Raw genomic sequence first — 24,289 nt, forward strand, 5'->3', positions numbered from 1 at the left:
ACTGCCCATCGGCCTTCCATACGCGCGTTGGCGGTCAGTGAGGAGTGAAGGGCGCACCTCTCGGTGCGCCCTCTGGTTCACTCTTCGGCGATTCCCGGCAAAGCGCGTGTGCCCATTGACTCGATTCCCACAGGGAAGGGCCCCAGGGTGTCGACGGTGGCCACGCCGAGGACGATGATGTCGTCGGGCGCTTCGTTTCGCGGTGTGTTTTCGGTCGTCTTGCTCATGGTCGTTCTCCATTCGCGGTGGGCGTCATGATCGGAAATGACGGCCTCGGCGGCGCTACGAGATGCTTGGCCGCCATATCCCCATGACGTCCTCAGGCTAGCCCCAGCCGCCGTCAGCAACTGCGACCTTGCGCATATTTAGCAAATGAATTTTTCCTATCGAAATCGCGCATTGATCGCCGCAGTGATTTGCGCAAGAAATGGCGCCGCCGCGCTGTTTTGTTGCGCTGAACAGCGTGTGCGTGCTCCGTTTGCTGCGGTTGTGCACGGATGAATACGGAGCGCACGCGCGTTCGCATGCGATCGTCGGGATCGTAGGGGATGCGCGGTCTCCGTCATCAAGGGTAGGGGAGGCGCCGCGTCGCGGCGGCCGCTTGGCGCAGACCCCGCGGAGGACGCCTTGGCGAACAGATGCAAACCGACGACGATCCTTCTTGAAGAGCGACGCGCTTGCGTCGTGGCTGTGGTCGATGAATGCTGACAACGCCGCATTGCTTCGGTCTCGGAGGTGCCCGCCCAAGAGCGTCGCGCCTCGTCGCCGTGCCGACGGATGGACTCGAGCATGACCCCGCTGCAGCGCCCCGGTGACGAAACACCCAGGCCATTCGACGAGGAGGCCGGCGGCCCGCGCGGCGTTCGACGCGGAACCGGCTCAGCACCGGGGCGAACGCACGCTGCGGCAGGTGCCGAAGAAGGTGGCGCCTGGGTGGTATTGGGGCTGAAGCCGCTTGGCGCGCCGCCTGTCGGCGCTAGCCGGGCCACCGACGGTACAGGGCGTCGATGCAATAGCGGTGCTGATGTCGCCCCTCTCGGGCATGTTCCAGCAGGTGCGGATGATCCGCGGGAAGCCCGGGTGGCTGCGTTCAATGATGTCCGCAGCGCCGGTCGGCGATCAGCAGCCCCGATCCTGGCAGAAGCCCAAGCGCGTTCCGCTCCGATCCGAGCCCCCAACGGCCGCCCAGCCAGCCGGCCAGCGAAAACGCCAGCAGCCAACAGCCAGCAGACGTGGGACAGCGAGAACTGGGCGGCAAGTTAAACCTCGAATATGCTAATCGTCTGCACTGCGGTACTGCGGTGGTACTGCAGTTGTTGCCCCTTACCGGAGATCTGACCTATGGAACAGTCAACGTCTGGCAAGACCCCTCATTCTGATGAGAAGGCCCACGGCTTCAGGCTTCTGAGTCGCCAGTTGGCACGTGAACTCAATGACGCGGAAATCAACGCAGTCGCAGGCGGCACAACGTCGTGGACACGGATCAGGATCGCGGCCCAGAACCGAGTGATGGATGACGCGGAAGCCTGATGCGTCTGCGTTTGTGACCGGTTGCGATTTGATAATGATACGGCGTCGACTGTTGGGAGACGTTGGTGTGGCGTTGCTCATAGCCGGCACCTTGGTGCCGGCATGGGCAGCGCCTCCAGAGTTGTTGGACTCAGTACCCGTCAACGAGCCCGTCGACCTGTCCTCGCTGGATTGGATCGCCCCCCGCTTTTCCGCGAACGCTACCGAGCGTACGAAATGGCAGGCACTTCTGGACTGGACCGCGGAAGTTGCTCAGGCACAGACGAACACGCTTCGAGAGTCATTCGAAGCTAAGGGTGTGGATGCTTCTGCGTTGCCCGAGCATTGCTACAGCGACGAGCGCTGTTTCCTGATTCGCGCCGCCGACGATGTCGCCAGTAGATTTGAATCGTGGACCGAGTTCAAGGCCGCGGCCTCTGCTGCGCAACCGTACGTGCAAAGCGTTCGGCAAGCGGTAGAAGTCGTGTCCGATATCCACGCGCCGCGCGACGATGCAACTGCATCGGCCGCGTTGGCCAAGGAGCTTCTGCGCAGATTTACTAACGATCAGCTGATGCGCAACATCACCGCGGAGCTTCCTGGCGGAATGGAGGGTACTCCGCAGGAGCAGGCGTACGAACTGTATGCGTTCGCATTGGAGATGGACGGGTTGCGCGATGACGCGCGGAACATCGCGTACGCTTCTGATCTAATCAGACAACGTGGCGGTTGGCCAGCGCCTCCTGATGTAAGCGAAGACTCCCAAGAGCATTTATGGGCACTGGTGCAGCACGGGGACCAGCGTCCTGATCTGCAGCACGAGGCGCTCCTTGCCATGGAAGCGCGCTTTGCCGGACAAGATCCCCGCCCTCAGCAGTATGGGTATCTGTACGATCGAATCATGCTGAAGCTGACCGGCAAACAGCGATATGGCACCCAAGTCAGATGCGTTGACGGCGAGCGGCAGCCCCAGCCGCTGGACGAAACGGCACCGATCGACGAGTTGCGCGCAAAGGTCGGATTGCGGTCGATGGAAGCGTATCTTGCGCGCTTCCCCGACTGTTCGGTTGCTCAGTAGCCGGGTCGAGCTTTTTACCCAGCTCCGGAGTCAGGTCGATGGCCTGGGACGAGGGCGTCACCACGGTGCTGCTGAGCAGGACGAGGCATTCGCATTCCACGGAGAAGGCTTGGCCGTTTAGGCTTGCCGCGCCGCCATGTGCGAGCACCCTCGGGCGCGATGTCACTGAATCATAGGGCATCGCGGCCAAGACCTCTCCTACGGGCCAAGGTCCGGATTAGTAGCGACTCTGGCCATGGGCAGAATCGAGCTTCTTGCGCAGGTGCGGTGTGAGGTCGGTGGCGCGTGCCGTCGGCGTGACCAACGCGGTGCTGAGCAGGACGAGGCATTCGCATTCCTCGGACAGGGCTTCCAGCGCCCGCGGCAGATGCTGCGCGAAGGCGCGGGCCGAGTCCATCGCCTGCGCGCGTTCCGCCTCGGTACTGGACTGGGTGACCCTTCGGGTAAATTCGGCTTCCTTTTCCCGATAGACGGCATTGAGGTCGATCACCCCGATCTGCGGTGCCGGCTGCGCGATCAGCCGGTCGTAGCCGAACAGGGCGAGGACAATCAGGACGAGGGTGAGCGCGGCCTGCGTCAGCAGGGGACGTATCGCGCGCGTCATGCTTCCAGTCCCCGCTGCTGCAGCAAGTGTTGGATGGACTCGTCGATCGACAGGCCCTGGGCGCGCAGCGCGTCGAGCGGCGCGTTGTCCTCGAGCTTGTTGGAGAACAGCAGGTGCGTGGCCGGGTCGAGAATATTGCGGGCGACGCCTTCGCCCATCGGCGAGGACACGTAGACCTCGGCGTAGGCGCCGGCTTCGGTGCGCAGCGACTGCAGCAGGCGCTTCTTGGGCTCGTCCATCGTCAGCCGCCCCTTGCGGTCCAGCATTTCCAGCGATTCGGACTTCTGGCGCAGCAGGAACATCCAGTCAGAGCAGGCCAGCGCGGCCTCCATCTGCGCCGAGCCGTAGTAGTCGTCGGCGCTCTGGGTGGCGGTGATCAGCGCGCCGCCATACTTGCGGGCGCGGCGCGCCGCTTCCTCGACCACTGCGGCCTTGACCGGATCGTCTGCGCCGACGTCGCCGAGTTGCTGCTTGAGTTCGTCGATGAACAGTAGCTTGCGGCGGTTGCGGGTCAGGTACATCTCGCCGGTGATCTGGTGCAGCAGCAGGATGCTGACGACCGCGTGCAGGTCGGGGCGACGCTTCAACTCCTCGCTCTCGATGACGATGAAGTCGTTGCCGAAGTCGACGCTGTTGGCACCCTCGAAGAAGCGTTCGTACTGGCCGCCGCGCGAGTACGGGTTGAGCATGACGGCGAGGTCCTTGATGCGCTGATCGTTGACCAGGCCCAGTTCCTCGATCGTGCCGACCTTGAACGAGTCGCGCAGCGCGGTGATCGTCAGGTCGTTGCCGTGTGCGCGGAACAGCGCCAGTACGGTGGCGGAGATCGCTTTGTACTGCACCTCCTCCAGGGTGTGCTGCATCGAGGCCATCTTGGAGATGGCCGGCACCAGCATGTCGATGTCCTCGTTGATGTCGACGATGTGGGTGAAGGGGTTGAGGTTGAGGTGGACCTCGGGCCGGAACTCCAGGTAGGCGCCATCGGCCTTGCGGCAGAGCCGCTCGAACGAGCGCCCGAGATCGAGCATCCAGACCTTGGCGCCGATGGCGCGGTACGACCACGCCAGCTCGTTCATCAGCACGGACTTGCCTGAGCCGGGGGCGCCGATGATCGCGGCGTTGTAGTTGCCCAGGTCGTTGTCGAACAGGTCCAGCGTCATCAGCTGGCCGCGGCGGCCGCCGAACACCAGCGCCGGCGTTCGCGTGCCGCGCCATTCGCCGATCAGCGGCGCCAGGTGGACGGCGTTCGAGACCGTCTTCCGCGTAACCCGGCGCATCTTGGTCAGGTCCTTGTGGAAGCGCGGGGTCAGCGTCATCGGCAGGCTGGCCAGAAGCGCCTGCCGGTGCAGGTAGATGTCGCCGTTGATCTGGAACCCGCGTCCGCGCCAGATCGCCTGGGCGGATTCCTGGGCGCCGGCGATGCGCTCGGGCGGGGCGAACAGCGCGAGCTGGTGGTACAGGCTGACCAGGGCGCCGCCTGCATCGAGGGAACGGGCGGCCGCGCTCCAGTCCTCGAGTTTCTTGTTCACGTCCGGCATGACCGAGGCCATCTTGCTGCCGGCGTTCTGGGTGGCGCGGACGTGGTTGGCGGTCACCAGCGAGCGTGTCGCGTTGGGGTCCTGGACCTGCACGCCGAGGGTGAGCAGGAACGGCGAGGTGTACTGCAGCGCCGGCTGCATCAGGTCGCCGATGAGCGAGCCCATCTGCCACAGGGCGCAGCGTTCCGGGAAGCTCTTGATCGAGAAGAAGCGCGCTTCCAGCACTTCAGGCTGGCCTTCCTTGCGCAGGATCAGGCCTTGCGGGTTGGCGTCCTGGATGGTGTCGAAGTCGATGATCTGGTCGCGCAGTTCGCGGCCTTCGTCGTAGTGGAGGTCGGGCACGTCCATCCGGAGCATGCGATCGCTGTTGGTGAACAGTGCGCACCAGTTGATGAGGTCGGCGGCCGTGCAGATTCGGTTGGGCAGCGAGGCCGAGCGCAGCGTCGAGCGCATCGAGTCGCGCAGGGACAGCGCGGCCTCGCGCTGGCTGACGTTGTCCGGGTGGCCGGGGTAGGCCACGCTCATCAGCAGCCGGAAATCGCGGATGGTGTAGTGGAAGCCGCCGGTCAGCGAGTGCTGCGTGCCGCGCAGCAGGTGGCCGACTCGCTGGCGTGCCAGGCGCCGGAACAGGTTTTCGTTGCGGGCCGGGCGGCCCCAGTGCTTGGCCTTCTCGGCCTGGTCGGGATCTTCCACGCGCAGGTTGGCGTAGCGCCGGAGGGTCGGGCCAAGGTGCGGCGATGCGAACAGGTGGAACTGGATGCCGGTGTTTGGCGGGCAGGTGGCATAGAGCGACAGCAGCACCTCGGCCATGCGTTCGTCCGCGCCGGACTGCGGCATGATCTCGATCGCGAAGCCCAGGCCTTCGCGGTTGACGAACAGCTGTTCGGCCGGCAGCCACGCCGAGTACGGCAACCAGCTCGCGAACTGCTCGGCCGGCGTCTCCGGCGTGCGGTCGGGGACGAGCAGCGAGAACGGAGAGGCGAGTCGATGGCCGAGGCCGTTCATCGCGGTTCCTCCGCGGGCAGATTGATCGGTGGATAGGGCGGCTGCGATCGCGCGGGGGGCTGCGGCGCATCGGGCGCGGTGGTCACCGGCGGCGGACGCACCGGCGCGTACTGGTCGCCGATGGCGCGCTGCGCGTGCTCGACCAGCCATTGCCCGGTGTCGATCTGGACGTAGACGTAGCCCTGGTCGTAGAGGTCGTGATCCGCGTCCTCCCAGGGCGCGTACCACAGGCGCAGGATGCGCGGCGCCGAGCGCAACTGCGTGGCCAGCGGCGTGACCGCGGTGGTGGCGATGCCGGCGCTGGCCGCAGGGGCGGGGGCGGCGGTGCGCTCGGACCCGCGCCGCGCGCCGCGCTGGCTGGGCAGGTTGTGGTGGACGGCGTTGGCGTAGGTGCCGGACACCGAATCGCAGGCCACGCCTTCGGGCGCTTGGCAGGCGTATTCGGACGCGCCGCTGAGCCCGCTCATGCTGCCGCAGCCGGCGAGCGGCGCGACCACGAGCAGGATCGGCAGTGCGCGGCGAAGCCGCGGGGATACGGCAATCACGGCGTCGCCTCCAGTCGGTCCAGCTGCGCGCGGATCGCGGCGCGGTCGAGGTAGCCGGACATGCGGCTGCCGTCGCGCCAGATCAGCGTGGGCGTGCCGTCGATGCCGAGCCGTCGCGCGAGCGCGAGGTTGCGGTCGAGTGGATCGCTGCAGTCGGCCGCAGGGGGCGGGGCTTGCCGTTGGAGCATCCACTGGCGCCATGCGCGCAGGCGGTCGGGCGCGCACCAGAGGTCGCGCGGCAATGCATCGCCCAGGAACGGGACCGGAAAGGTGTGGATGGTGACGTCCTCGAGCGCTTCCAGTTCCGGCTCGAGGTTCCGGCAGTGCGGACAGGCCGGATCGCTGAAGACCGCCAAGTGGCGGCGGCCATCGCCGCGCACCTCGGTCAGCGCGTCCTCGAGCGGCAGCCCGGTGAAGTCGATGGCGGCCCGCTCGGGCTGCGCTGGCGCGGCCGCGACGCGCTGCGGGCCCGTCAGGTCCTGCAGGGTATGGCTGTCGAAGACGCGGCCGAAGAGGAAGTAGCGCGGCGCGGCGGCCGAGACGTAGGCGACGTTGGCCTCCATCCAGACTTCGTACAACCCGTCGATCGGGGAACGCCGCACCTCTGTGAAGCGGGTGGCGGGGTGCGCCTGCCGCAGCGCGTGCAGCAGGTGTTCCGCGTCGGGGTCGGTGTCGCCGGCGCGTGCCGGCATCGAAACCGCGCAGAGCGGAAGGAACAGGGCGACCAGCGCGGCGAACCCGACAAGCCGGGTGCCTTTGTCAGTAGTGTCCATCGTCGTGCTCCAGATAGCGTTGTGCAGGCGTCAGCGCGGCGCGCCTAGGTGCGTCCGCGGAAGTGTCGATGGGCACGTCGATGCGGACGCCCTTGGTGATCACGACATCGATCTCGCGCCCGGCGTCGACCTCGATGACCGGGAAGGTGTTCTCGGCCAGGCGGATGTAGTACTGGGCGAGCCGATCCAGGGCGCGGCCGACGCCGGTGCCGAGTCCGGCGCGGTAGGCGTCGGCGCCGGAGAGGTTGGCGACGGTGCCAAGTGCCGAGGTGCTGTAGTCGGCGGAGGCGGTCGCCAGTCCCTGGCCGATGCCGCCGACGATGCCGGCCAACAGGGCGTTGGCGAGCATCTGGCCTTGCTTGGTCACCAGCCTGCCGCGCATGCCGACCTTGCCGTCCTCGCCGAACAGCGCGCCCTCGATCCTGACTTCCAGCGTGGCGCCGTCGCCGCGCACGCACGAGAGGTTTTCCGTGCGCGCGTAGGCGCGTTCGGAGCTGATGTCGCCGTAGGCGGCGGCGATCACGAAGCACTCGGCATAGTTCCCGCGGAAGCCGTTGGGCAGCACGCTGTCGTCGGCGAGGCGGATCAGCACCGGATGCGGGTTGGACTGCGATTGCCCGCCGGTCGGGGCGTCCAGCCCGCCGAGCAGGGTGCCGCGGGTGAAGCTGACCGGGAGGAAGGTGGCAACCGTGCGCTCGTCGGCTTGCGTGGGCGGGACGCCGGTCGCTGGGGGACGGGAGAGGGTGATGCGCTGCAGTTGCGGGCTGAGCGGCGCCGGGGGCTCGAGCGGTACGCCGGCCGGCATGGCGCCGCCGTCCCGCGGCGGTGGCGGCGGAGGCGGGAGGGCCGCGGGTGGCGGCATCGCGGTTTCGGCGGCTGGCTCCGGCGGCGGCGTGGCGGCGGGCGCTGCGGTCAGGCGGCGTTCCAGCTCGGCGAACCGCTCCAACGTGCGGGACTCGAACGCCTGCCGATCCTGGTTGAGGCGGTTCTGGCGATCGCGTTCCTGTTCGTAGTCGGCCAGTTTGCGGCCGGCGGTGCCGACCCATTCGTCGACGGGATCGAGCTGGGCGCCGGGCGGCATCACGCCGATGCTGGTCACCGTGTCGGTGCCGGCGGCCGCTGCGACGTCCCGCGGCGGTTGGTCGCCGTCGTCGGCCAGAGAGAACACCAGCCACAGCGCGCCGATGCCGACGACCAGCAGGGCCGCCAGCAGCAGGTACTGGCGCTGCTGCGGCGACAGCCGATCGAGCAGGCTGCGCAACTGCTGCACGGTGGGGTTGTCAGGGCGGTTCATGGTCGTGCCCCGAACCGCAGCACGTACACGTTGGTCCGGTCGCCGGGACGCAGGTTGTGGTGTTCGATCGCGACGCCGGCGACGTTGCCGCCTTCGCGGTGGAACTCCTGCTCGGCCAGTACCATGACGTCGCTGCCGAGGTTGTGCAGGACGTAGTGCTCGCCGATAAGGCCGCGGCCCTCGAAGCGACGCTGGAAGGTGAAGCGCACTTGCGCCCACAGCGGGACGTCGCGGTCGACGGCTTCGGTACGGATGTCCGGTGGCGCCTGGCCGGAGGCCATGGCGACCAGCAGGCCCTTGAGCCGGCGGATCGGGTTGGCGGCGGCGCCGAGGACCGCGGCCGCGGGCTCGGTGGCCGGCAGCGTGCGGTCGCGCAGGACCAGCGTGTCGGCGGGGCGATCGACCGGGCGCAGCAGCAGGGTGTAGGTCGCGTGCGGCGAGGACACGAACAGGTTGATGGGCTTGTCCGGGACGCCGACGGGACGCAGGTAGATCTCGCCCTTGTCGAGGTCGCACTCGACCAGAATTTCGGCGGGCGCGGCGTTGGTCCCGGGCCCGGCGCCGACGGCAGGCGTGGCGCCGCAGTTGCCGGACTGCAGGTTGCCGAACACTTCGCGGATCGCGGCGCCCTCGATACGTACGCGCGTGGGTTCGCGCAGCGAGACCAGGGCTTCGACAGCGGCGCCGTCGCGCACCTCCACGATCTGTTCGGCGTGGGCGGCCAGCGGCGCGAGCAGGACCAGTAGGCCGCCTGCGAGCATCCGGCGCCGGGGGCGGTCAGGGCTTCTGGGGCGCATAGGGCACCTCCTCGAACATGCTGAGCTGGATGCGGCCGCCTGTGTAGCGGAATTGGACGCGATAGGCCTTGGGCACGTTGCTGGTTTCGACAGCGTTGACCTGTGTGCGCAGCCGGCCGCGGATGACGACCTGCTGCCGCGCCTCGTTGGCAACGAGTTGCTGTGGCTGGAAGCTGGTGCTGGCGTTGAGCCGCTGAAGCCGCTGCGCTTCCAGTTCCTGGCGGGTCTTCAGGGCGGCGTACTGATCGGGCTCGACATACGTGAGCAGCGTGTCCGCCTTCCACGTGACGGAGGCCGGGCTGACGTCCAGCACGAGCCAGGCGACGAACGCGCCCATCTGCTCCAGGTACTCGCGGCTGACGGACGTGCCGCTGACCCAGAACGACTTCTCCAGCGTCGGCGGGACGACGATGGTGCGCTCGCGGCCGGACAGGCCGACGATGACGAACAGGGCCAGCAGGTGGCCGGCGGCCAGCAGGCTCACCCATAGCGTCAGCCGCTGGTTGAGCCGGCGGATCTGCTTGAGGTCCTGGGTGAGGCGGGTGTAGTCCATGGCAGCGGATCCGTCAGCCGACCATGCGCCGCACGTGCGAGGGCGGCGTGGCCTTGAGCGAGGTGAGCGGATTGGGCGGCAGGTGCCAGTAGATCCAGTGGATCGCGAACGCGGGATGCCGGTCGGCTTTCTTGCGCGCGATCCAGCGGGAGGCGAGCAGGCCGACCGCGACGCAGATCGCGAAGGCGAACTTGCTGCCGGCCAGATACCCGACGAAGAACGCCAGCAGGACCGGCGCGGCGACGTCGACGTCCCAGAATCCGATCTTCCACGGATCGTCCAGGCGGCGGGGGATATAGGTGTCGGCCTGCATGGCGCGCTCCTGCCAGCCGCGCCGCTCAGATCACCGCGCCCATGATCGCGCCGGCGATCACGAGGCCGACGGCGGCGAAGATCGCCAGCCCGATATAGAACAGGACCGGCCCGAAGTTGCGAAGTGCGGCCAGCGAGATCAGCGCGACGACGAAGCCGACAAAGCCCACGAGGGCCTTGATGCCGGGGCCGAGTTCACCGAGCTGGGTCAGCGCCGACGACAGAGGTCCGGTCACGCCCGCGAAAGTGACCAGATCCAGCGCGTATCCCGGAAAGGCCAGCGCGAGGCCGCCGGCGAGCAGGAAGAACAGGCCCATTGCCGGCCAGCGGCGGCGCGGGAGGACAACGCGGGATTGCGGGGACGGCGAACGGGCGGCGACGAAGGTGCTCATGGCGGATCTCCAGAGGGGCGGGGCAGGTGTTGCGACGCAACGGGGCGGGTGTCGGGCAAGTGGCCGGCGGGGGCGGAACTACCGACGCCGGGCCGCCATTTCGGGGTGGGCTGCGGGCAGTCCGGCGTCGGGCAGTAGGCGAAATGCGCGTCGTCGCCGTAGCCGTGCTGGGCGAGGCGCAACGGCGCCTGGGTCGGGCCGTATGCCGGCGGCGTCGGCTGCGCATCGTGGGTCGCGCACGCGATCAGGCCGACGCTTGCCAGCGCGAGGACGGCGCACTTCATGAGCGCGATTCCGGCGCGTGTGCGGGCAGCCTGCGGTAGACCTTCCACGCATACCGGGCGCGCGCCTGGCGGCAGGCGGCGCCGCGCAGCCGGCTGCACGAGGCGTTGTAAGCGCCGACGCTGTCCCAGCTCACGCCTTGCCGGGCGAAGATATCGGCCAGGATCCAGGCGCCGACGTGGAGGTTGAGGCAGGCATCGTAGAGGTCGCGCTCGCTGATGCCAAAGCGCTTGAGCGTCGGCAGGTGCGAGCTGTTGATTTGCATGAGGCCGATGTCGTACGAGCCCGTGCGCGCGACGTGGCTGCGATTGACGGCCTGCGGGTTGAGGTTGGATTCGACACGGGCGATCGCGTACAGCAGATCGGTGGAGACGCCGTAGCGCTGCGCGGCCTGCTGCCAGCATGCGGCCGCTGCATCGAACGTGAGGCACAGCAGCAGCGCGCCGCCGACCGCCAGCCGGACGCGTAGCGGCAAGCGCGTCCCGCGTGCTGCGGGGCGAAACGCTAGACCGTCTACGCTATGGATCGGCATCGCGGGGGCCACAGGGTGCTCCACGTCCGGCGCTGTGCCGAGTGGATCGGCATCCGGGGGAGAGACACGTTAGGAAATGACGCAATGCTCGTCCCCGAGTAAATCGGTCGTGTTCGCAGGGATATTGCGATTAGCGTCCCAACGTGGCGCTTTATGAGCCTAGGTATCGGCACGCGGCCGCTGATGGTGACGCGCGTGGATAATCGGGTGGACTGGGTATACTCGGGCGGACGGGAATCCCGCCCAGTACCTAAGGAGCATGTCCATGGTCGATCTGGCCACGTTGTCGGTGGAACAGCTCGATGCGCTCGTCAAGTCTGCACAGGAGCGCAAGGAGTTTTTGCAGAAGCGTCCATCGGCGGCGAGAGTGCGCAGGCAGATCGTCAAGTACATCGCCGACTACGGATACACCGTCGAGGAGTTGTTCGGTGTCGAAGCTTCGCCTCGCAAGACCGCTGCGAGACGTGCCCCGGCGAAGCGGGCGCGCAAGGCCGGCAAGGTCGCACCGAAGTATCGGAACCCGGACAACCCGCGGGAAACGTGGTCAGGGCGGGGCAGTGCGCCGCGCTGGTTGGCCGCTCAACTCAAGAAGGGAAAGAAACGCGAGCAGTTCCTGATCAAGCGCTGATCCCCACGGCGCCGCCAAACTCTCGACGGCGCCAAATCAGGGTCTGGCGTGGTAGCTGGCGATGGCGCGCGCAGAGAGCGTAAGCACTAATACGGGCGCGGATGGCAGTAATGCCGCGTGCATCGACACTGGCAGTACCAGCAGCAGCACCGTCGCGCAGGCGGTCGCGATCGCACCGCAGACCAGAACGGCGAACATCTCCGGATCGTGGTGGACGAACTCCAGCGCCTTGACCCGTCGCCGGACGATGCTGTCCACCGTTACCGTGATCGGGAACAGCGCCAGCCACGGGAACCAGTTCAGCGTCAGTGCGCTCCGGTAGGTGGCTAGCAGCAGCATCGCATCCAGGGAGCGGAAGTAGGAGCTGGCGAACAGGCGTGCGCTGACTGACGACATCTCCTGCGCCACCGCGCCGTCCACCCGGTGGGGCGACGGCGCATCGTCGGCGTTGGGGATGGGTGCGATGTGCTGGATGTCGGTGTGTTGCGACAGCGCGGCGTCCAGCATGGCGTCCGCAGCGGCGGCGCCCCAGAAGTGTGCGACCGCGGAATGGTCGCTCTGCAGCTGTGCCAAGAACCGCTGCGGCGGGTGGGCCGACGGCAGGTACAGCACCAACACCAGCAGGCTCAGCAGGGCACCGATCGAGATCGCGCGGATCATGCCGCCGCCTGGCGTACCGTCGGGGATTCCTCTGGCGGCACCAGGATCTGGAATCGCCCCTTGACGATGCGGCCGCCCGAGACCGATGCGAAGTACTGCAGGTTCGGCAGCTTGCCGAGCATCTCAGCAGGGACCATCTCCTCGAAGGCTTCGGCCAGGTCGGCCGACTGGTTCGCGGAGAAGTCGCCGAGGTGCGTGTCGGCACCTGACCCCTGGCGGATCCGAATCGTGTGGATGGAAGTGCGGCCGAAGGTCTCGACGATGAAGTCCTGCGTCGGGCGATCCTTCGATCGCAAGGCGATCAGGTTGTTGAGGTTGCCCAGCACCATCCGCGCGGCGGCTTCGCTGCCCAGCCGCTTCGCCAGATCGGCCAGCGTCTGCATCGCGCAGGTGGTGTAGATCCCGCCCTCCGCACCCTTGTTGAGGATCTCGATCAACGGCTGGTTGATGACGTTTGCGACCTCGTCCACGAACAGCGCGATACGGCGGTGGATGCCCAGGTTGTAGCGCATACCCGCGCGTGCGGCCAGGTCGGCCAGCGCCAGCGCGCCGATCGCGGTGGCCACGGAAGGGTCGGGCAGCGAGTCCAGGCACATGTACAGCACATGGCCGCCTTGCTCGATCTTCTCGAAGTTCATGATCGGGCGGGTGTCGTTGACGTCGAAAGGCTCGGGCGAGAGCGTACGTCCCAGGTCGCCGGAGGTGAGCATCGATAGCACCGGCAGCAGGTTGGCGGTGATCTTCTGGTAGTGCTCTCGGTTGTGCCGGAAGGTGCGCACCTGCGCGTCGAGGATCTTGGTGCGCTGCGACTGGCGGATGTGGTGTTCGTAGTAGGCGACGAAAGCCAGCAGGTCCGTGCTGGCCGCCTCGGACGGGCGCCGCAGCTGTCCGCGTTGCGCGTCGTGCAGAAGCTTCTTCATCTCGGGGCGTTCGCGCCAGTCGCGGCCGAGCGTGGCGTCGAAGAAGCGGCGCAGGCAGGCTTCCAGCACCGGTTCGATACCGCCTTCGATGTACTGGGTGAGCTTGGCAAGGTTGGGCCGTTCCTCCAACTCGACCAGTCCCTGCACCACCACGTTGACGGCGTCCCAGCCGAAGGCGCTGAACGCGCCTGCTGTGTCCGGCGGCATCACCGACTGGATGCGCGATGCGACTTCGGTGGGCTTCTGCCAGTTGAAGGTGAAATCGAGCCGGACGCCCGCTTCCGGGAACGCCGGGTGGAAGGTGAGGAAGGTGTCTTGCTCCCGGTAGTCGCGACATGCCTGTTCGACGACACGCTGAAGGCGGCGGCTGTTCTTGGGGTCGATGACGATCACGACGTCGCCGCGACGAATGGCCTGTGTGATCAGGTTGGCCAGCGCCACGCCCTTGCCCGATTGAGTGGTGCCGACCAGCAGCGTGCCGCCTTCGAAGTTCTGCAGTGGCCGGTAGAGCCGCTCCTCCCTGGGCTCGACGCCGTGCAGGTAGGGCATGCCGATCTCGGCCTCGGGTTGCGGGTCGACGTGGTACCCCAGTAGTCGCAGCAGGCTCGGCGAGGCGGTGTAGCGTCGGACGTCGATCTTCGCGAGTTCGTAGAGTCGCTGGGAGTGGACCGGTTGCCACTCGAATCCCCAGCCGAGGAACACCTGTCCTGGGTCTTCCGTCCAGCGAGCGAACGCGGTGGTCGAGACCGCCTGTATGGCACGGCCGACGAGCGAGGCGCGCAGCACCAGAATCCGCAGGGCGTGGTTGAGCCGCCAGATCGACATGGCCACAGACATAGCGGCCAGCGGCGCGGCGAAGGCGAGGGGCAGCGGGCCTGCGACGCCGACGCCGGCAAAGTAGAGCGTGGCGGCGACCCAGAGCGCGCTGGCGTAGCCTTCGTAGGCCGGGCGCCAGGGCATTTCGTAGGGACGCATTAGCACGTCGGCTGCGCCGCCAACGCGAGCGGTCCCGATGAGTCCGCAGGCTCGGTGAACTTTCTTTTCAGTCGGATGCCGATGACATCTGCGCCTGCCGCGTCGAGCCGCTTGACCGTCGGTAGTGCGTGCGGCGCATCGAGCAGCAGCATTCCCAGCTCGGACAGGGCGCGGATGGCGATGGCGGGTGCGATGCCATGCGCGTCGAACAGGTGCAGGGGCAGGAACAGCGCGTGCCCGTCCTCCAGCGGAACGACCTGCTCGGACGACTCGACCAGGATCGCGGCGAGCGCGTGGCGGACGCCGGCACTGAGCCTGAGCGGCGCATTGAGCTCCCAGCGTGCGGTCGGAGTGGGCGCGCCGTCGGAAGGCGTTGGGGGTGCGCGAGGGGTTTCCGCGTCCGCCGCGGCGATCAACGGAAGCTGTTCCCCGTCGGATTGGGGATGGAGTGGCCGACTTGAATCGCTTCGGACTGGTGCCAGCGGGTCGTCCAGTGGCAAGACTGTCCCCCCCAGTCCGTTGAGCAGAAGCGCGGGCGAGACGAGCTTGACCGCGGCCAGCGCTGCGCTAGCACCGGGCGGACGGATGTGCCAGATCGGTTCGTCCTCTGCAGTCTTCCGGAGCAGGTCGGCGTTCAGGAGCCGCGACAGAATGTCGTCGGCTGCGTCGGGCATGCCCGCGATCTGTTCGCCCTCGAGCAGGCGGCAAAGATCGCGGGCGGCGCCGGGCCAGACCAGGTAGAGGCCGTCGCGTGCATACCAGACGCGGGACTTGTCCTCGTTCGGACGCCAGGCCGAATCGGTGGCGACCAGCCGTTGCAGGCCATCGACCAGGTAGCGCGTCTGGTGACTCGCGTTGGCTGGCCCGGACGTTGGCTTGCCGTGCGCGCGCAGATCACGCTCGACCACCAGCGCGGTCGAGCGTCGGACCAGGTCGTCGAGCACGTTGTGGCCGCGAAACAGGGGCAGTCCGCCGATGCTCGCGAGCATGTGCGGCACGATGAGGTCGTTGTCCTCGGCCAGGTGCTGGAGCAGGGCGTTCGGGACGACGTGCAGCAACACGAGCAGGCCCGTGCTGCGGGCTTCGGTCGCGGGCACGCGCCAGCGCACGTGGCAGGGCGCGTTGCCGCGCGCATCCAGCCAGGACGACAGCGGCGACAGCAGCGGGGGCCACGTCGCGCCGGCGTCGTCCACGACCTCCAGGGCGACGAGCACGCGGTGCAGTTCGCCGCACAGCCCCGCGACGAACGTCGCCATGCGCCAGCGGGGCTCGAGTTGGCGCCGCGCGGAGATGGTCTGGCGCCCGGAGAAGATGTAGGCATCGGTGCCCTGTACCGAGAAGAAGCCGGTCTGCAGGCCCAACTGGAACAGGCCGCCCGGCCGGTCGAAGTGGTCCGCCGGCGTCGCCGGTAACCAACCCACATAGTTCGCGTATGCGTGGATCAGCGGGAGGACATCGCGCGCGAAGGTCGGGTGATCGACGCCGAAGCACAGCCGGATGCGAGCGATCAGCGCCTCGTTGCCCGCCAGAAGGGTGTCGACGGTCCGCGGCTCGGCGTTCGACAACTCCGGCGGAGATCGCGGGCCAGTCGTGGAAACGATGGACATATGTGGCGTGGACGGAAGCCGAGGACCACCGACTGTCTCCGCACGCGCTGCGCCAGTCGCCGGATTATCAGGCTGGATCGTCGGGGATATCGGCACCGCCCCCCGGGGGCTGCGCGATCAGCAGATCGATGCCGAGCACGATGTGCCGCGGATCGACGAGGGGAAGTGTCGGAAAAGAGGTCTGCACCCGTGGATCGGTGCGATAGCGGTGGATGATCTTGCACCACGGGCAGCCCACCGACTGGCTGCGTGGACCGCCGATGGCGGTGAGGTGCTCGCTATGGCACTGCGGGCAGACCGCGACGGAGAAGCTGCGGATGCTAGTGATCCAGATGCCCTCGAGGTGCGCGGCCAGATCGAAGGCGCGATCGAACGAGATGCGCGGCTCCGGCGCGCGGAGGTGGCGGTAGTGCCGATATGCTGCGATCAAGGAACTGCCGGACGGCAAGTTGGCGTGGCGCAGGCGCCGGTAGAGCACCCCGACGAGCGATGCATCCGCGCGGAACAGGACGTTGGCCGTGTGGTACCACTCCGGGGAGTCGGGCGGGCGACCACGCGGAATCGACTGGGAATCCGGATAAAACAGCCGGATCAGTTCACGGCGCGGGAGGCGCGTGATGTGATGGACCGTGCGCACGCGCGCGCCCAGTTCGACACAGGCCTGCGCCAGTTGCAGCGCATGCAGGTGCCGGCGGGTGGATGTCCTCATCGCCCGTGTTCATGCGGACGAACGATGGACCGCTGCCAATGCCCCGGACAGGGGCAGTGGGGCAGCGAGCAGCGTCGCGAGATCCAGGCGGGGAGGAAACAGCGTCTCGTCTCGCACGTTGGCGACCACGGCGAGCACCTGTGGCACGGACAGGTCGATCAACATCTCCGCGAGCGGGGCGTCGAGCACGTATCGGCAACAGGCCTCGGCGTAGTCGTGCCTCAGGCTGCGCTGGATGGTCAGCAGCTGGGTCAGGTTGGTCAGCTGCACATCGGAGATACTGGCGTGCCTCATGGCGGGTCCCTTGCCGGATCGGAGTCGCGGGGAAGCGAGATCGCCCATCGCTTTGCTTCAACATCGAAGGTGGACAACAACGTGTCCCCGGTCAACCCGGCACATGGATGCGGCATTCGGTGCCATCCGAAACATGCGGCATTGCGTGCACTACACGTGTGGTCGCACGCGTCCGGGGATGGGGGACTTTGCCCCGCAACATCCTGTCGCGGGGCAGAGTCTTGGCCGGGTCGCGATCATGCGGCCTCGGTGATCGGCGTCCATTCGCTCCGGGACAGCTCGATGAGCTTGCCGCCGAGCGCTTCGAACTCGGTGGCCCGATCGTAGTCTTCCACGTCCTGCGAGTAACGTGTCACCGCGCTGACCAGGCCGAAGCCGGACAGGTTGCCGTCGGCGATCAGGTGACGCAGCACGCCCGTGCGTTCGGTCTCGTTCATCCCGTAACGGTGGGCGAGGACTTCGACGCTCCTGACCGGATTGCCGGTCAACGGCACGTGCAGCGTGTGCTGCAGCTTCTGCGCCGCGTGCCGGAAGGTCGCTTCCGACACCGCGGCCTCGACCACGTCGCGTACCTTGAGGAAAACCGCCTTGTCGTCTGCCATCAGGGTGTCCTCCTTGAACACGGTGATGCCGTCCGTGTCGTCACCGAGTACGCGACCCAGGTGGGTCTTGCGCAGCGAGTGGTCGGCTGCGATCAGGCCGTTGCGGCAGACCAGGCGGTAGAGCAACGGTTGCACGGACAGCGTGCCGCACCCGACCTCGGAGTTCGAGATCACGACCCCAGCCTGCACCATGTCGCCCAGGCCAAGGTCGTGTTCCAGCCGCGAGGTGACCGCTTTCAGGTACATCCGGGTCTCGGTGAGCTCGTGCGAGATCAGCTGCACGCCCGGCAGCCGCTGAAGGATCGGCAGCACCTGCTCGGCCAGGTCGTAGTTGTCCAGGCGACGGAAGCGATCGGACAGTACCGCGCGGACCCTGCCGTCCAGGGTGCGCACCAGCCGCTTGTCGCCGTCGCCCTGCAGCCAGGTGTTGACGTTGCGGTCCAGCAGGTCGGGCTGCTCGCGCCGCATGCGCTCGAAGTAGGCGAAGGGGATCTTCAGCTTCTCGGCGAGTTGTCGGCTCGCAAGCGGCGTGACAGCGTACTCTTGAGGGCGCTGCGGCTCCTCGATGGTGAGACGGGTAGCGCCGTCTTCATCGGTGCGATGGTGCATCAGCGAGGTGGGCACCAGCAGGTCTTTCTTCGTGGACAGCTGGCGCTCGAGTTCTTCGGCCATGGCCAGCAGGGAACGTCCGGTCTTCATGTCGGTCTCCAACAAGGAGACGGGGCGCGACCCCGGCGGGGAAGCACCCCGTCGAGGTGATGGATCGGCGATGCCGATCCGGGAAGTGCGCGGCGATGCCGCGCGGAACTAGGCGGTGACGGCAGTTGCAGGTACAGACCTGCGCGGGCGGGAAGGGCGGGGCACCGCTGGAACCCGGCTGGCCGCCCGCTGCGCCCAGACATCGCGCCAGTCGGCGCCGGGACGACGCGGTACGAAGACCTGGACCTGGCGGAGGCTGCCGTCTGGCAGTCGATCCCGGGCTGCCCGGCGTGCCAACGCATACGCGCTCGCCTGGCCGGCGAAACTGCCGTTGGCGTCGTTGTCGGCATAGATCGACAGGCGACGCACGTGCGCGGGGATCCAGAGCCTTTCGAGGTTGCCGGCATTGAGCGCGGCCCACAGCGCCTGGTCGGTGCCCAGATACACGGCCAGGGCGGTTTCGATGCCCTCGGCCACGGCCAGTTCCTCGCCGGACTCGAACAGCCGGACCGCCGCGCCGTTGATGCCGGACGACAGCAGTTTCCTGGCGTCGCGGATGGGCGCCTTGCGTCCGTCCTGCAGGTAGGTTCGGTGCAGCGTGATCGCGTGTCCGTCGGAACCTTGGACACAGGCCACCAGCGCCGGATACTCGGCCACGAGGTTCGATTTCCCGTTGGTGTCCTTCACGTAGTAGCCCAACGCGGGGTGACAGCGGAGCACCTTGGGGTAGCTGCTCAGCACCAGGCCGCGGCCGCGCAGGTAACGGTGTGCCTCGTCGTCTTCGACGATTGGCCGGGCTTCGTTCCAGATGCGTTGCGCCAGTCGCTTCATCCGATCGGGCGATGGAACGGCCGGCGCTTCTGCCATGGTCGGCGGATGGAGGCCGAAGTACTTCTCCAGTTCCTCCAGCGTCGTGTGGAAGTCCCAACCCTCCAGTGCCATCAGCAGCTTGAAGCCGCCCCCGGCGCCACAGTTCCGGCAGTGGTAGTTGCCTTCGCCGAATTTGTCCGTGAATTGGAATCGGTCGACGCCGCCGCACAGCGGGCAGGGCATGTTCCGGCGTTTCAGCAAGCGTGGTTCGGCGCCGAAGTGCCGCAGGATCTCGGTCCAGCGCCCGTGGGCGTGTTGCTTGGCGGAATCGATCCGCATTTCGTAGTCGCGGCTACGCATGGTCGCACCTCCCGGCTGCCGGGGCGGCAGGCGAGGGCCGACCGTCGGGACGGGTCGGTGTCATAGTCAGCTCCAGTGAGCATCCCCGGCGCCAGACCGCGGCATTGGCGCGGCTCTCCGGCGGTGCGGGGACGGATTGGCCCGCGTCAGGCGGGCGGTAAGGTCGCGATCGCCGCGCGGATGCGGGATCGTGGTCAGGCCGGAGGCGTCGGCGTCCGGTACTCGGCTTCAAGGCTGAATTCGCGCACGGGGCGCAGGTGATCAGCTACCTCGGAAAGTCCTTTCCCGAGCCGACCCGTCCGGATCGGTTCGGGAAAGGACGCCCACAGGCGTCCTTCCCGCCGCTGCCTACTCGACCAGTTCGATCGAGGGCGCGGTCTCTCCCGCCTCCACGGCCAGCCGGAACGACTTGCCGTGAAGGATCGGATACCGGCCGAGCGCCAGCGTCTGCATCAGCGAACGCAGCGTGTGCGCGGGGTCGGTCGAGCGCAGACGGAGGATCACGCCAGCCAGTTCGTCGCGATCGGCGTCCAGCTCGTACTCCCGGAAGCGCTCGTTATCATCGATGTAGCGCGACGCCTGACGCACGCCTTCTCCCGTCGTCTCGTTCGCCGGCACGAACAGCGTCCCACGGTGGTAGACCGCCTCGTCTCCGATGTCGGCTGCCTCATCGCCGATCTGCAGGCGCACTGCAAAGCAGAGGATCAGGTCCGTCGACACCCAGATGCCGTCGAACCGCGAGTGCAGCGGCTCGCCGACGGGTTCCACGATCGGCGTTTCGCCGCACAGCGACCGGATGCTGGCGTGTACCCAGTGGTCCGGATGCAGCGTCCTGTGCATATAGACCAGGAACCCCTTCGCACGTGCGTACATCCACTGGGCGACGGTCGTGTCGTCGAGATAGTCCAGATCGGCAAGCAGCACGCGTCCGTTCTCGATGTTCTGCCGGTCGGGCGGATCGACATGGTCGTCGAGGATCTCGTCGTGGTCGCTCAGGATGGGATATCCGGTCAGCGAGGCGAACGCACCGCGCGGAAGCACGTCGAGATCGTTCAACAGGTCCAGATGGTCGAACTCGCGCATCGGCCCGTAGAAGCGGTCGACGAACTCGCGTGGCGGCAACCGGTGCTTGGCGACTTCCAGGATGGCCCGCCACTGGTGCCGGATCTCCTTGCAAACGAGCTTGGCCTGTTCGCACTCGTCGATCAGCTGATCGCGGTCGGGCAGGCGCGCCATGAACTTCGCGGGGTCCAGATGCACGACGTTGACATGCCCTGGGCCGTACAGGCTTGGTCCGAGCACCTTGAATCCCTGGAGGAACACCAGCGTGTTGGGCGAGTAGTTGCCGCTGGCGGTCCCTGCCAGATGCACGTCGCCGATGGTGGTCGGTATGGTCGACAGCGCCTCTGGCGCGTGCGGGCGTTCCAGTTCCTTGCCGTTGAAGACCACCGGAATCGGGAATCCGACGCAGAGCCGGCTCATGCGATAGTCGAGATCGGGCAGTTCGACACCATGCAACTCGACATGCGTGCCCGCTATGGGGTCGCGACTGTCCCGATGTACGTCCAGCGGTGTCCGGGCCAGTGCCGTCGCCGTCATGAAATCCATGAAGTGCTCGCCGGAGCGGACAATGCAGCGGGTCGCCGCGTACAGGCACTTCGAGAATCCCACCCCGAACGGATGCTCCTGTTCGCGCAGGGAAGCGTCCCACCCAGATTCGTGGAGTTCGAACAGGGACTGGAAGTCCTTGACGCCGCATCCATCGTCCTCGACCCGCAGCACGCGAGTGGCGGGATCGTAGTCGACGACGGCCCGACTGGCACCGGCGCGACGCGCGTTCTGCAGCAGCTCCGACACCAGGGTGTAGCGATCGGTGAATCCATAGCGCTGGTTGCGCAGCGCGCCTGCTTCGTTGACGTGGACTTGAACTTGCATGAGGTTTCTCCAGGAGTTGAAGCCCGGGCGGATGAGACGCGGCCCGGGCGTGGGAGGTCAGTGGTGCGCCGGCGGCGTGTAGAGCTGGCCGTAGCGCAGGGCGTCGATCAGTGGGTGCGCGAGGAACTCGTCGCAGGCCACGACGGCCGTGTTGACGACGTTGCCTTGATCGTCCAGGCGGTCGATCCGGCAGCCCTGCGCGATCCAATGGATCTGGTAGCGAAGGCGGTCGGCGCCGACGATGACGAACGTGCGCCGGGCATGACCGGTGATCAGTTCGCTTTCCCGCAGGTAGTGGTCGAGCTGCTCCGGCGTTCGCACGGCCAGCAAGGAGCCCCGCGGCGAAGGGGGCGCAAGGTAGAAGCGCATTTCGGTCTCCGTGAACGGAGCGCCCGGACATTGCGTCGCGGGCGCGGGGAGCGGCCGGATCAGCCGAACAGGTCGCCCTGGTCCTTGATCCGCTTCAGTTGCTCGTTGATCCACTGCGGATTGCGCGCGAGTCGCTCGTGAACCCACTCGGGCCGTGTCACGACCGCTTGCCGCACCCAGTCCGGGTAGCGCTCGAGCGAGGCGGCGAGCCATCGCCGCAGCTTGACCCGGATGCAATCGCGGACTTCCTCGACATCCACCTGTCCGCAGTACGGAATGGGTGACAGGCGGTTGCAGGCGACGACGCGCACGCAGTTCGCAAACGAGAACGGCTCGGCATCCTTGTCCGGATCGGAGAAGATCCATCGCAGCGTGTCGAACTTGTCGGCAAGCGGCTGTTCCGGATCGGCCAGGTCCTCGACTTCTTTCAGCATTCGCCAGTGGAGGTAGACAATGTCCTCGTCTGTCCAGGCGTTCGGCTCGCCGTCGTCGTCGTCGGCGAGCGGGTCGAAAGCGAGCGCTTGGGCAGGTGCGGGGAAGGGCGGGTGGCGTTCGAGCGCCGGGAGATGCGATGGACCAGCCAGGGTCGATGTGAGCATGTGGGCCTCCAGGAGGTGACGCGGAGGCCAAGCGCCCGTGAGGGCGTGGGCCCTCGCAGGGTGGGATGGGAACGACAGCCGGGAACGGCGGTGGGGACTAAGAGGCTGGCTTGGTCGGGAAGAGCCCCGCCGTCGGCATGCCAGCGGCCGATGGAACAGCGCTAGGAGGGTGCTTTCGAGTGCGGCTCGAAAGCATCCTGCGGCCCGCATCGCCGGTGCGACGGGCGAGGGTCTCGGTGGAAGTGCTCTCCAGGGCTGGCCGGCAACGACGCAGGGCCAGCTGCTGCGTGGGTCGACGTTAGGCCGGGTTCCGAGGATGGGTCAACGGGCCGGAACGCGCTGATGGCGAAACGAGCGCCCATCCGTGTTCATTCCGCATGACCGTCGGACCTGCGCGTCGGCAGCATGGATGCCCGTCTTCCGGGAGCGTCGTCATGACAGAGGCCGGCTCGGCTTCCCAAGGCGTGCAGATCGTGCGGCTGGACCAGGGTGGCGTGAACGCACGCATTCTGGCCCGCGAGGCCAAGGCCGACTTCCGTCGGGTCGAGGCCGCCAGCGTCAAGATCGCCACGCGGTTCTACAGCGCCGAGGGCAAGCGCATCTTCGTGCGCATGTTCGCCACGCTTCAGCTCAACACCTACTTCATCTCGGTGATCGCGCGCACGCGGCTGGATCACGAGGACATCCAAAAGATCGAGTTGGCACTGCGCGATCGGATGGAGGCGGCCGCACAGCAACTCGACCATGCCATCGATGGGGCAGAGGCCCTGTTCGCAGCGCATGGGATCAACGCCGCGGCGACGTACGACGCGCAGCCGCTGGAGGTCGAGGTCGGGGTCCTGTCATCGATGGGTCGCCGGTATCTCGAACTGATCGGCAAGCTGGACCAGCTGATGCCGCTGCTGCAGACGCTGGAGATCCACGAGGTCATCACCACCGACGCGTTGGACGTGCAGCGCGCCAGCCTCAAGCGCCAAGTGCGAGACGTGGCGAATGCGGCTCGCAGCCTGGCGATGGGACTGCGGCGCAGGATGAATGGCGAAGCGCGTGCAGCGCACGTCGCGCCACGCGCGGAAGTGGGCGGCGAGGCCGGTACAGACGTCCCTCAGAATGTGCCCGAAGACGAGGACGTCGCGGAGTCGTCTTCACTGCCGGAAGATCGCGCGTCGGCGTAGCCAAGAGGCGAGGGCGGCCCCGGGCCACCTGTGACCGGTCAGCATTGGGGCGCTTTCCGCAGGCGTCACCGGCCTACGGAATGACCGGCACGTCCGGATGGCGTAGCGTCGCAGACGTCGCACGCGACTGCCGGGTGTTCTGTCACCCCTGGAGCGCGGCGATCGTTGCAGACGATACCTGCCTCGGCCGGCGCCCAGACACCACCTCCCGATTTCGGCATGCCCGGAGATCGGTGGCGCACGCCACCGACACCCCCGACCCATGCCCGCCCACTGCCAAAGGCCCCGCGCAGGAATGCCCGCGGGGATCAACTTGTGTCCGGCAATCCTCGTGCGCGCGCGACCCCGACCTGGCGCCGCACTAGCCAGCAGGTCATCTCCATGCGCGGCTTCGGCCGCGGCGAGGACTGATCATGCACATCCCATCATCCAACCAACTTCCTTCGACGGGCGGCGATGCCCTGCCGCCTTCAGCACCCGAAGCCTTCCTGCGCCTGCCCCAGGTGCTCGCCAGGGTGCCCATCTCCCGTTCCACGCTTTGGCGCCGTGTCCAGGAAAGAACGTTCCCGCAACCGTTGAAGCTGTCCGCGCGCGTAACCGTCTGGCGCTCGCGGGACATCGACGGATGGATGAGGGAACAAGGCTGACAGCCGTTACGCAGGTGAGCTCGAGCAAGTGGCCCACGCGCTGGGGACTCCTCTGGCGCAGGTTTGCCTTGCGACGAAGCGTCAAA

The 24,289-nt window shown here is 67.2% G+C and carries 26 protein-coding genes; 4 read left to right on the forward strand and 22 right to left on the reverse strand.

Going from position 1 to position 24,289, the window contains the following annotated elements; genetic code table 11:
• Positions 1-77: 77 nt before the first annotated feature.
• Positions 78-227, reverse strand: coding sequence for a hypothetical protein (locus tag LDO26_RS00690; RefSeq protein ID WP_232129144.1), 150 nt, complete (start codon positions 225-227; stop codon positions 78-80).
• 1,370 nt (positions 228-1,597) lie between these two features.
• Here LDO26_RS00690 and LDO26_RS00695 point away from each other — a divergent pair.
• Complete coding sequence (locus LDO26_RS00695) at positions 1,598-2,587, forward strand: DUF6624 domain-containing protein (RefSeq protein WP_232129145.1); 990 nt, start codon at positions 1,598-1,600, stop codon at positions 2,585-2,587.
• A 217-nt stretch (positions 2,588-2,804) separates the two neighbouring features.
• Here LDO26_RS00695 and LDO26_RS00700 read toward each other — a convergent pair whose 3' ends face one another.
• Genes LDO26_RS00700 through LDO26_RS00750 form a run of 11 tightly spaced genes read right to left on the reverse strand, consistent with a single transcriptional unit; the run spans position 2,805 to position 11,214 of the window.
• On the reverse strand, positions 2,805-3,191 hold the full coding sequence (locus LDO26_RS00700) for a hypothetical protein (protein ID WP_232129146.1): 387 nt from the start codon (positions 3,189-3,191) through the stop codon (positions 2,805-2,807).
• The gene (traC, locus tag LDO26_RS00705) at positions 3,188-5,734 is read right to left on the reverse strand and encodes a type IV secretion system protein TraC (protein WP_232129147.1); all 2,547 of its coding nucleotides are present in this window, start codon (positions 5,732-5,734) and stop codon (positions 3,188-3,190) included. Before traC ends, LDO26_RS00700 begins: the two co-directional genes overlap by 4 nt.
• Positions 5,731-6,279, reverse strand: a complete 549-nt coding sequence (locus LDO26_RS00710) for a TraV family lipoprotein (RefSeq protein WP_232129148.1) — start codon at positions 6,277-6,279, stop codon at positions 5,731-5,733. The genes traC and LDO26_RS00710 overlap by 4 nt, the downstream gene beginning before the upstream one ends.
• Entirely contained in the window at positions 6,276-7,052 is a 777-nt protein-coding gene (locus tag LDO26_RS00715) for a DsbC family protein (RefSeq protein ID WP_232129149.1), read from the reverse strand. The genes LDO26_RS00710 and LDO26_RS00715 overlap by 4 nt, the downstream gene beginning before the upstream one ends.
• On the reverse strand, positions 7,039-8,346 hold the full coding sequence (locus tag LDO26_RS00720; RefSeq protein ID WP_232129150.1) for a TraB/VirB10 family protein: 1,308 nt from the start codon (positions 8,344-8,346) through the stop codon (positions 7,039-7,041). The genes LDO26_RS00715 and LDO26_RS00720 overlap by 14 nt, the downstream gene beginning before the upstream one ends.
• Positions 8,343-9,107 carry a TraK domain-containing protein gene (locus LDO26_RS00725; RefSeq protein WP_232129151.1) on the reverse strand — a complete coding sequence of 255 codons (765 nt, stop codon included), beginning with the start codon at positions 9,105-9,107 and terminating at the stop codon, positions 8,343-8,345. Before LDO26_RS00725 ends, LDO26_RS00720 begins: the two co-directional genes overlap by 4 nt.
• Before the next feature lie 16 nt (positions 9,108-9,123).
• A complete protein-coding gene (traE, locus tag LDO26_RS00730) occupies positions 9,124-9,696 on the reverse strand; it encodes a type IV conjugative transfer system protein TraE (protein ID WP_232129152.1) in 573 nt (190 codons plus the stop codon).
• Between the two features lie 13 nt (positions 9,697-9,709).
• Complete coding sequence (traL, locus tag LDO26_RS00735; protein WP_232129153.1) at positions 9,710-10,009, reverse strand: type IV conjugative transfer system protein TraL; 300 nt, start codon at positions 10,007-10,009, stop codon at positions 9,710-9,712.
• 25 nt (positions 10,010-10,034) lie between these two features.
• Positions 10,035-10,400, reverse strand: coding sequence for a hypothetical protein (locus tag LDO26_RS00740; RefSeq protein WP_232129154.1), 366 nt, complete (start codon positions 10,398-10,400; stop codon positions 10,035-10,037).
• A complete protein-coding gene (locus tag LDO26_RS00745; RefSeq protein ID WP_232129155.1) occupies positions 10,397-10,684 on the reverse strand; it encodes a hypothetical protein in 288 nt (95 codons plus the stop codon). The genes LDO26_RS00740 and LDO26_RS00745 overlap by 4 nt, the downstream gene beginning before the upstream one ends.
• Positions 10,681-11,214: a lytic transglycosylase domain-containing protein gene (locus LDO26_RS00750; RefSeq protein ID WP_232129156.1), complete on the reverse strand. Its 534-nt coding sequence runs from the start codon at positions 11,212-11,214 to the stop codon at positions 10,681-10,683. Before LDO26_RS00750 ends, LDO26_RS00745 begins: the two co-directional genes overlap by 4 nt.
• Positions 11,215-11,479: 265 nt before the next feature.
• On the opposite strand from LDO26_RS00750, the gene LDO26_RS00755 reads away from it, so the two are divergent.
• The gene (locus LDO26_RS00755) at positions 11,480-11,842 is read left to right on the forward strand and encodes an H-NS histone family protein (RefSeq protein ID WP_232129157.1); all 363 of its coding nucleotides are present in this window, start codon (positions 11,480-11,482) and stop codon (positions 11,840-11,842) included.
• Between the two features lie 36 nt (positions 11,843-11,878).
• On the opposite strand, the gene LDO26_RS00760 is transcribed toward LDO26_RS00755, so the two are convergent.
• From LDO26_RS00760 to LDO26_RS00805, 10 genes are all read right to left on the reverse strand, one after another.
• The gene (locus tag LDO26_RS00760; protein ID WP_232129158.1) at positions 11,879-12,502 is read right to left on the reverse strand and encodes an IncC plasmid conjugative DNA transfer DtrJ family protein; all 624 of its coding nucleotides are present in this window, start codon (positions 12,500-12,502) and stop codon (positions 11,879-11,881) included.
• Positions 12,499-14,397 (reverse strand): conjugative transfer system coupling protein TraD, encoded by a 1,899-nt coding sequence (gene traD, locus LDO26_RS00765; RefSeq protein ID WP_232129159.1) that lies wholly within the window; start codon positions 14,395-14,397, stop codon positions 12,499-12,501. Before traD ends, LDO26_RS00760 begins: the two co-directional genes overlap by 4 nt.
• On the reverse strand, positions 14,397-15,962 hold the full coding sequence (gene mobH / locus LDO26_RS00770) for a MobH family relaxase (protein WP_232129160.1): 1,566 nt from the start codon (positions 15,960-15,962) through the stop codon (positions 14,397-14,399). Before mobH ends, traD begins: the two co-directional genes overlap by 1 nt.
• A 109-nt stretch (positions 15,963-16,071) precedes the next feature.
• Complete coding sequence (locus LDO26_RS00775) at positions 16,072-16,713, reverse strand: FlhC family transcriptional regulator (protein WP_232129161.1); 642 nt, start codon at positions 16,711-16,713, stop codon at positions 16,072-16,074.
• Positions 16,714-16,722: 9 nt separating this feature from the next.
• Complete coding sequence (locus LDO26_RS00780; RefSeq protein WP_232129162.1) at positions 16,723-17,007, reverse strand: flagellar transcriptional regulator FlhD; 285 nt, start codon at positions 17,005-17,007, stop codon at positions 16,723-16,725.
• Positions 17,008-17,243: 236 nt separating this feature from the next.
• Positions 17,244-18,308, reverse strand: coding sequence for a DUF932 domain-containing protein (locus tag LDO26_RS00785; protein WP_232129163.1), 1,065 nt, complete (start codon positions 18,306-18,308; stop codon positions 17,244-17,246).
• 108 nt (positions 18,309-18,416) lie between these two features.
• Positions 18,417-19,478 (reverse strand): DUF7146 domain-containing protein, encoded by a 1,062-nt coding sequence (locus tag LDO26_RS00790; RefSeq protein ID WP_232129164.1) that lies wholly within the window; start codon positions 19,476-19,478, stop codon positions 18,417-18,419.
• 348 nt (positions 19,479-19,826) lie between these two features.
• Positions 19,827-21,335 carry an ATP-binding protein gene (locus LDO26_RS00795; protein WP_232129165.1) on the reverse strand — a complete coding sequence of 503 codons (1,509 nt, stop codon included), beginning with the start codon at positions 21,333-21,335 and terminating at the stop codon, positions 19,827-19,829.
• Between the two features lie 135 nt (positions 21,336-21,470).
• A complete protein-coding gene (locus LDO26_RS00800; RefSeq protein ID WP_232129166.1) occupies positions 21,471-21,782 on the reverse strand; it encodes a hypothetical protein in 312 nt (103 codons plus the stop codon).
• Between the two features lie 59 nt (positions 21,783-21,841).
• Positions 21,842-22,381: a hypothetical protein gene (locus LDO26_RS00805; protein WP_232129167.1), complete on the reverse strand. Its 540-nt coding sequence runs from the start codon at positions 22,379-22,381 to the stop codon at positions 21,842-21,844.
• 434 nt (positions 22,382-22,815) lie between these two features.
• Here LDO26_RS00805 and LDO26_RS00810 point away from each other — a divergent pair, with 434 nt between their 5' ends.
• Positions 22,816-23,556 (forward strand): AcaB family transcriptional regulator, encoded by a 741-nt coding sequence (locus tag LDO26_RS00810; protein ID WP_232129168.1) that lies wholly within the window; start codon positions 22,816-22,818, stop codon positions 23,554-23,556.
• A 413-nt stretch (positions 23,557-23,969) separates the two neighbouring features.
• Positions 23,970-24,203 carry a helix-turn-helix transcriptional regulator gene (locus LDO26_RS18260; RefSeq protein WP_435594004.1) on the forward strand — a complete coding sequence of 78 codons (234 nt, stop codon included), beginning with the start codon at positions 23,970-23,972 and terminating at the stop codon, positions 24,201-24,203.
• Positions 24,204-24,289 lie beyond the last annotated feature (86 nt).

It is taken from the genome of Proluteimonas luteida (assembly GCF_021191695.1).
GTDB lineage: Bacteria > Pseudomonadota > Gammaproteobacteria > Xanthomonadales > Xanthomonadaceae > Luteimonas > Luteimonas luteida.

Coding starts and splice junctions, on each gene's coding strand:
- LDO26_RS00810 (WP_232129168.1), top strand. CDS start 22,816: ATGACAGAGGCCGGCTCGGCTTCCCAAGGCGTGCAGATCGTGCGGCTG.
- LDO26_RS00760 (WP_232129158.1), bottom strand. CDS start 12,502: ATGATCCGCGCGATCTCGATCGGTGCCCTGCTGAGCCTGCTGGTGTTG.
- LDO26_RS00800 (WP_232129166.1), bottom strand. CDS start 21,782: ATGCGCTTCTACCTTGCGCCCCCTTCGCCGCGGGGCTCCTTGCTGGCC.
- LDO26_RS00790 (WP_232129164.1), bottom strand. CDS start 19,478: ATGCGTAGCCGCGACTACGAAATGCGGATCGATTCCGCCAAGCAACAC.
- traE (WP_232129152.1), bottom strand. CDS start 9,696: ATGGACTACACCCGCCTCACCCAGGACCTCAAGCAGATCCGCCGGCTC.
- LDO26_RS18260 (WP_435594004.1), top strand. CDS start 23,970: ATGCACATCCCATCATCCAACCAACTTCCTTCGACGGGCGGCGATGCC.
- traC (WP_232129147.1), bottom strand. CDS start 5,734: ATGAACGGCCTCGGCCATCGACTCGCCTCTCCGTTCTCGCTGCTCGTC.
- LDO26_RS00805 (WP_232129167.1), bottom strand. CDS start 22,381: ATGCTCACATCGACCCTGGCTGGTCCATCGCATCTCCCGGCGCTCGAA.
- LDO26_RS00785 (WP_232129163.1), bottom strand. CDS start 18,308: ATGAAGACCGGACGTTCCCTGCTGGCCATGGCCGAAGAACTCGAGCGC.
- LDO26_RS00740 (WP_232129154.1), bottom strand. CDS start 10,400: ATGAGCACCTTCGTCGCCGCCCGTTCGCCGTCCCCGCAATCCCGCGTT.
- traD (WP_232129159.1), bottom strand. CDS start 14,397: ATGCGTCCCTACGAAATGCCCTGGCGCCCGGCCTACGAAGGCTACGCC.
- traL (WP_232129153.1), bottom strand. CDS start 10,009: ATGCAGGCCGACACCTATATCCCCCGCCGCCTGGACGATCCGTGGAAG.
- LDO26_RS00755 (WP_232129157.1), top strand. CDS start 11,480: ATGGTCGATCTGGCCACGTTGTCGGTGGAACAGCTCGATGCGCTCGTC.
- LDO26_RS00780 (WP_232129162.1), bottom strand. CDS start 17,007: ATGAGGCACGCCAGTATCTCCGATGTGCAGCTGACCAACCTGACCCAG.
- LDO26_RS00720 (WP_232129150.1), bottom strand. CDS start 8,346: ATGAACCGCCCTGACAACCCCACCGTGCAGCAGTTGCGCAGCCTGCTC.
- LDO26_RS00725 (WP_232129151.1), bottom strand. CDS start 9,107: ATGCTCGCAGGCGGCCTACTGGTCCTGCTCGCGCCGCTGGCCGCCCAC.
- LDO26_RS00700 (WP_232129146.1), bottom strand. CDS start 3,191: ATGACGCGCGCGATACGTCCCCTGCTGACGCAGGCCGCGCTCACCCTC.
- LDO26_RS00690 (WP_232129144.1), bottom strand. CDS start 227: ATGAGCAAGACGACCGAAAACACACCGCGAAACGAAGCGCCCGACGAC.
- LDO26_RS00745 (WP_232129155.1), bottom strand. CDS start 10,684: ATGAAGTGCGCCGTCCTCGCGCTGGCAAGCGTCGGCCTGATCGCGTGC.
- LDO26_RS00750 (WP_232129156.1), bottom strand. CDS start 11,214: ATGCCGATCCATAGCGTAGACGGTCTAGCGTTTCGCCCCGCAGCACGC.
- LDO26_RS00715 (WP_232129149.1), bottom strand. CDS start 7,052: ATGGACACTACTGACAAAGGCACCCGGCTTGTCGGGTTCGCCGCGCTG.
- LDO26_RS00775 (WP_232129161.1), bottom strand. CDS start 16,713: ATGAGGACATCCACCCGCCGGCACCTGCATGCGCTGCAACTGGCGCAG.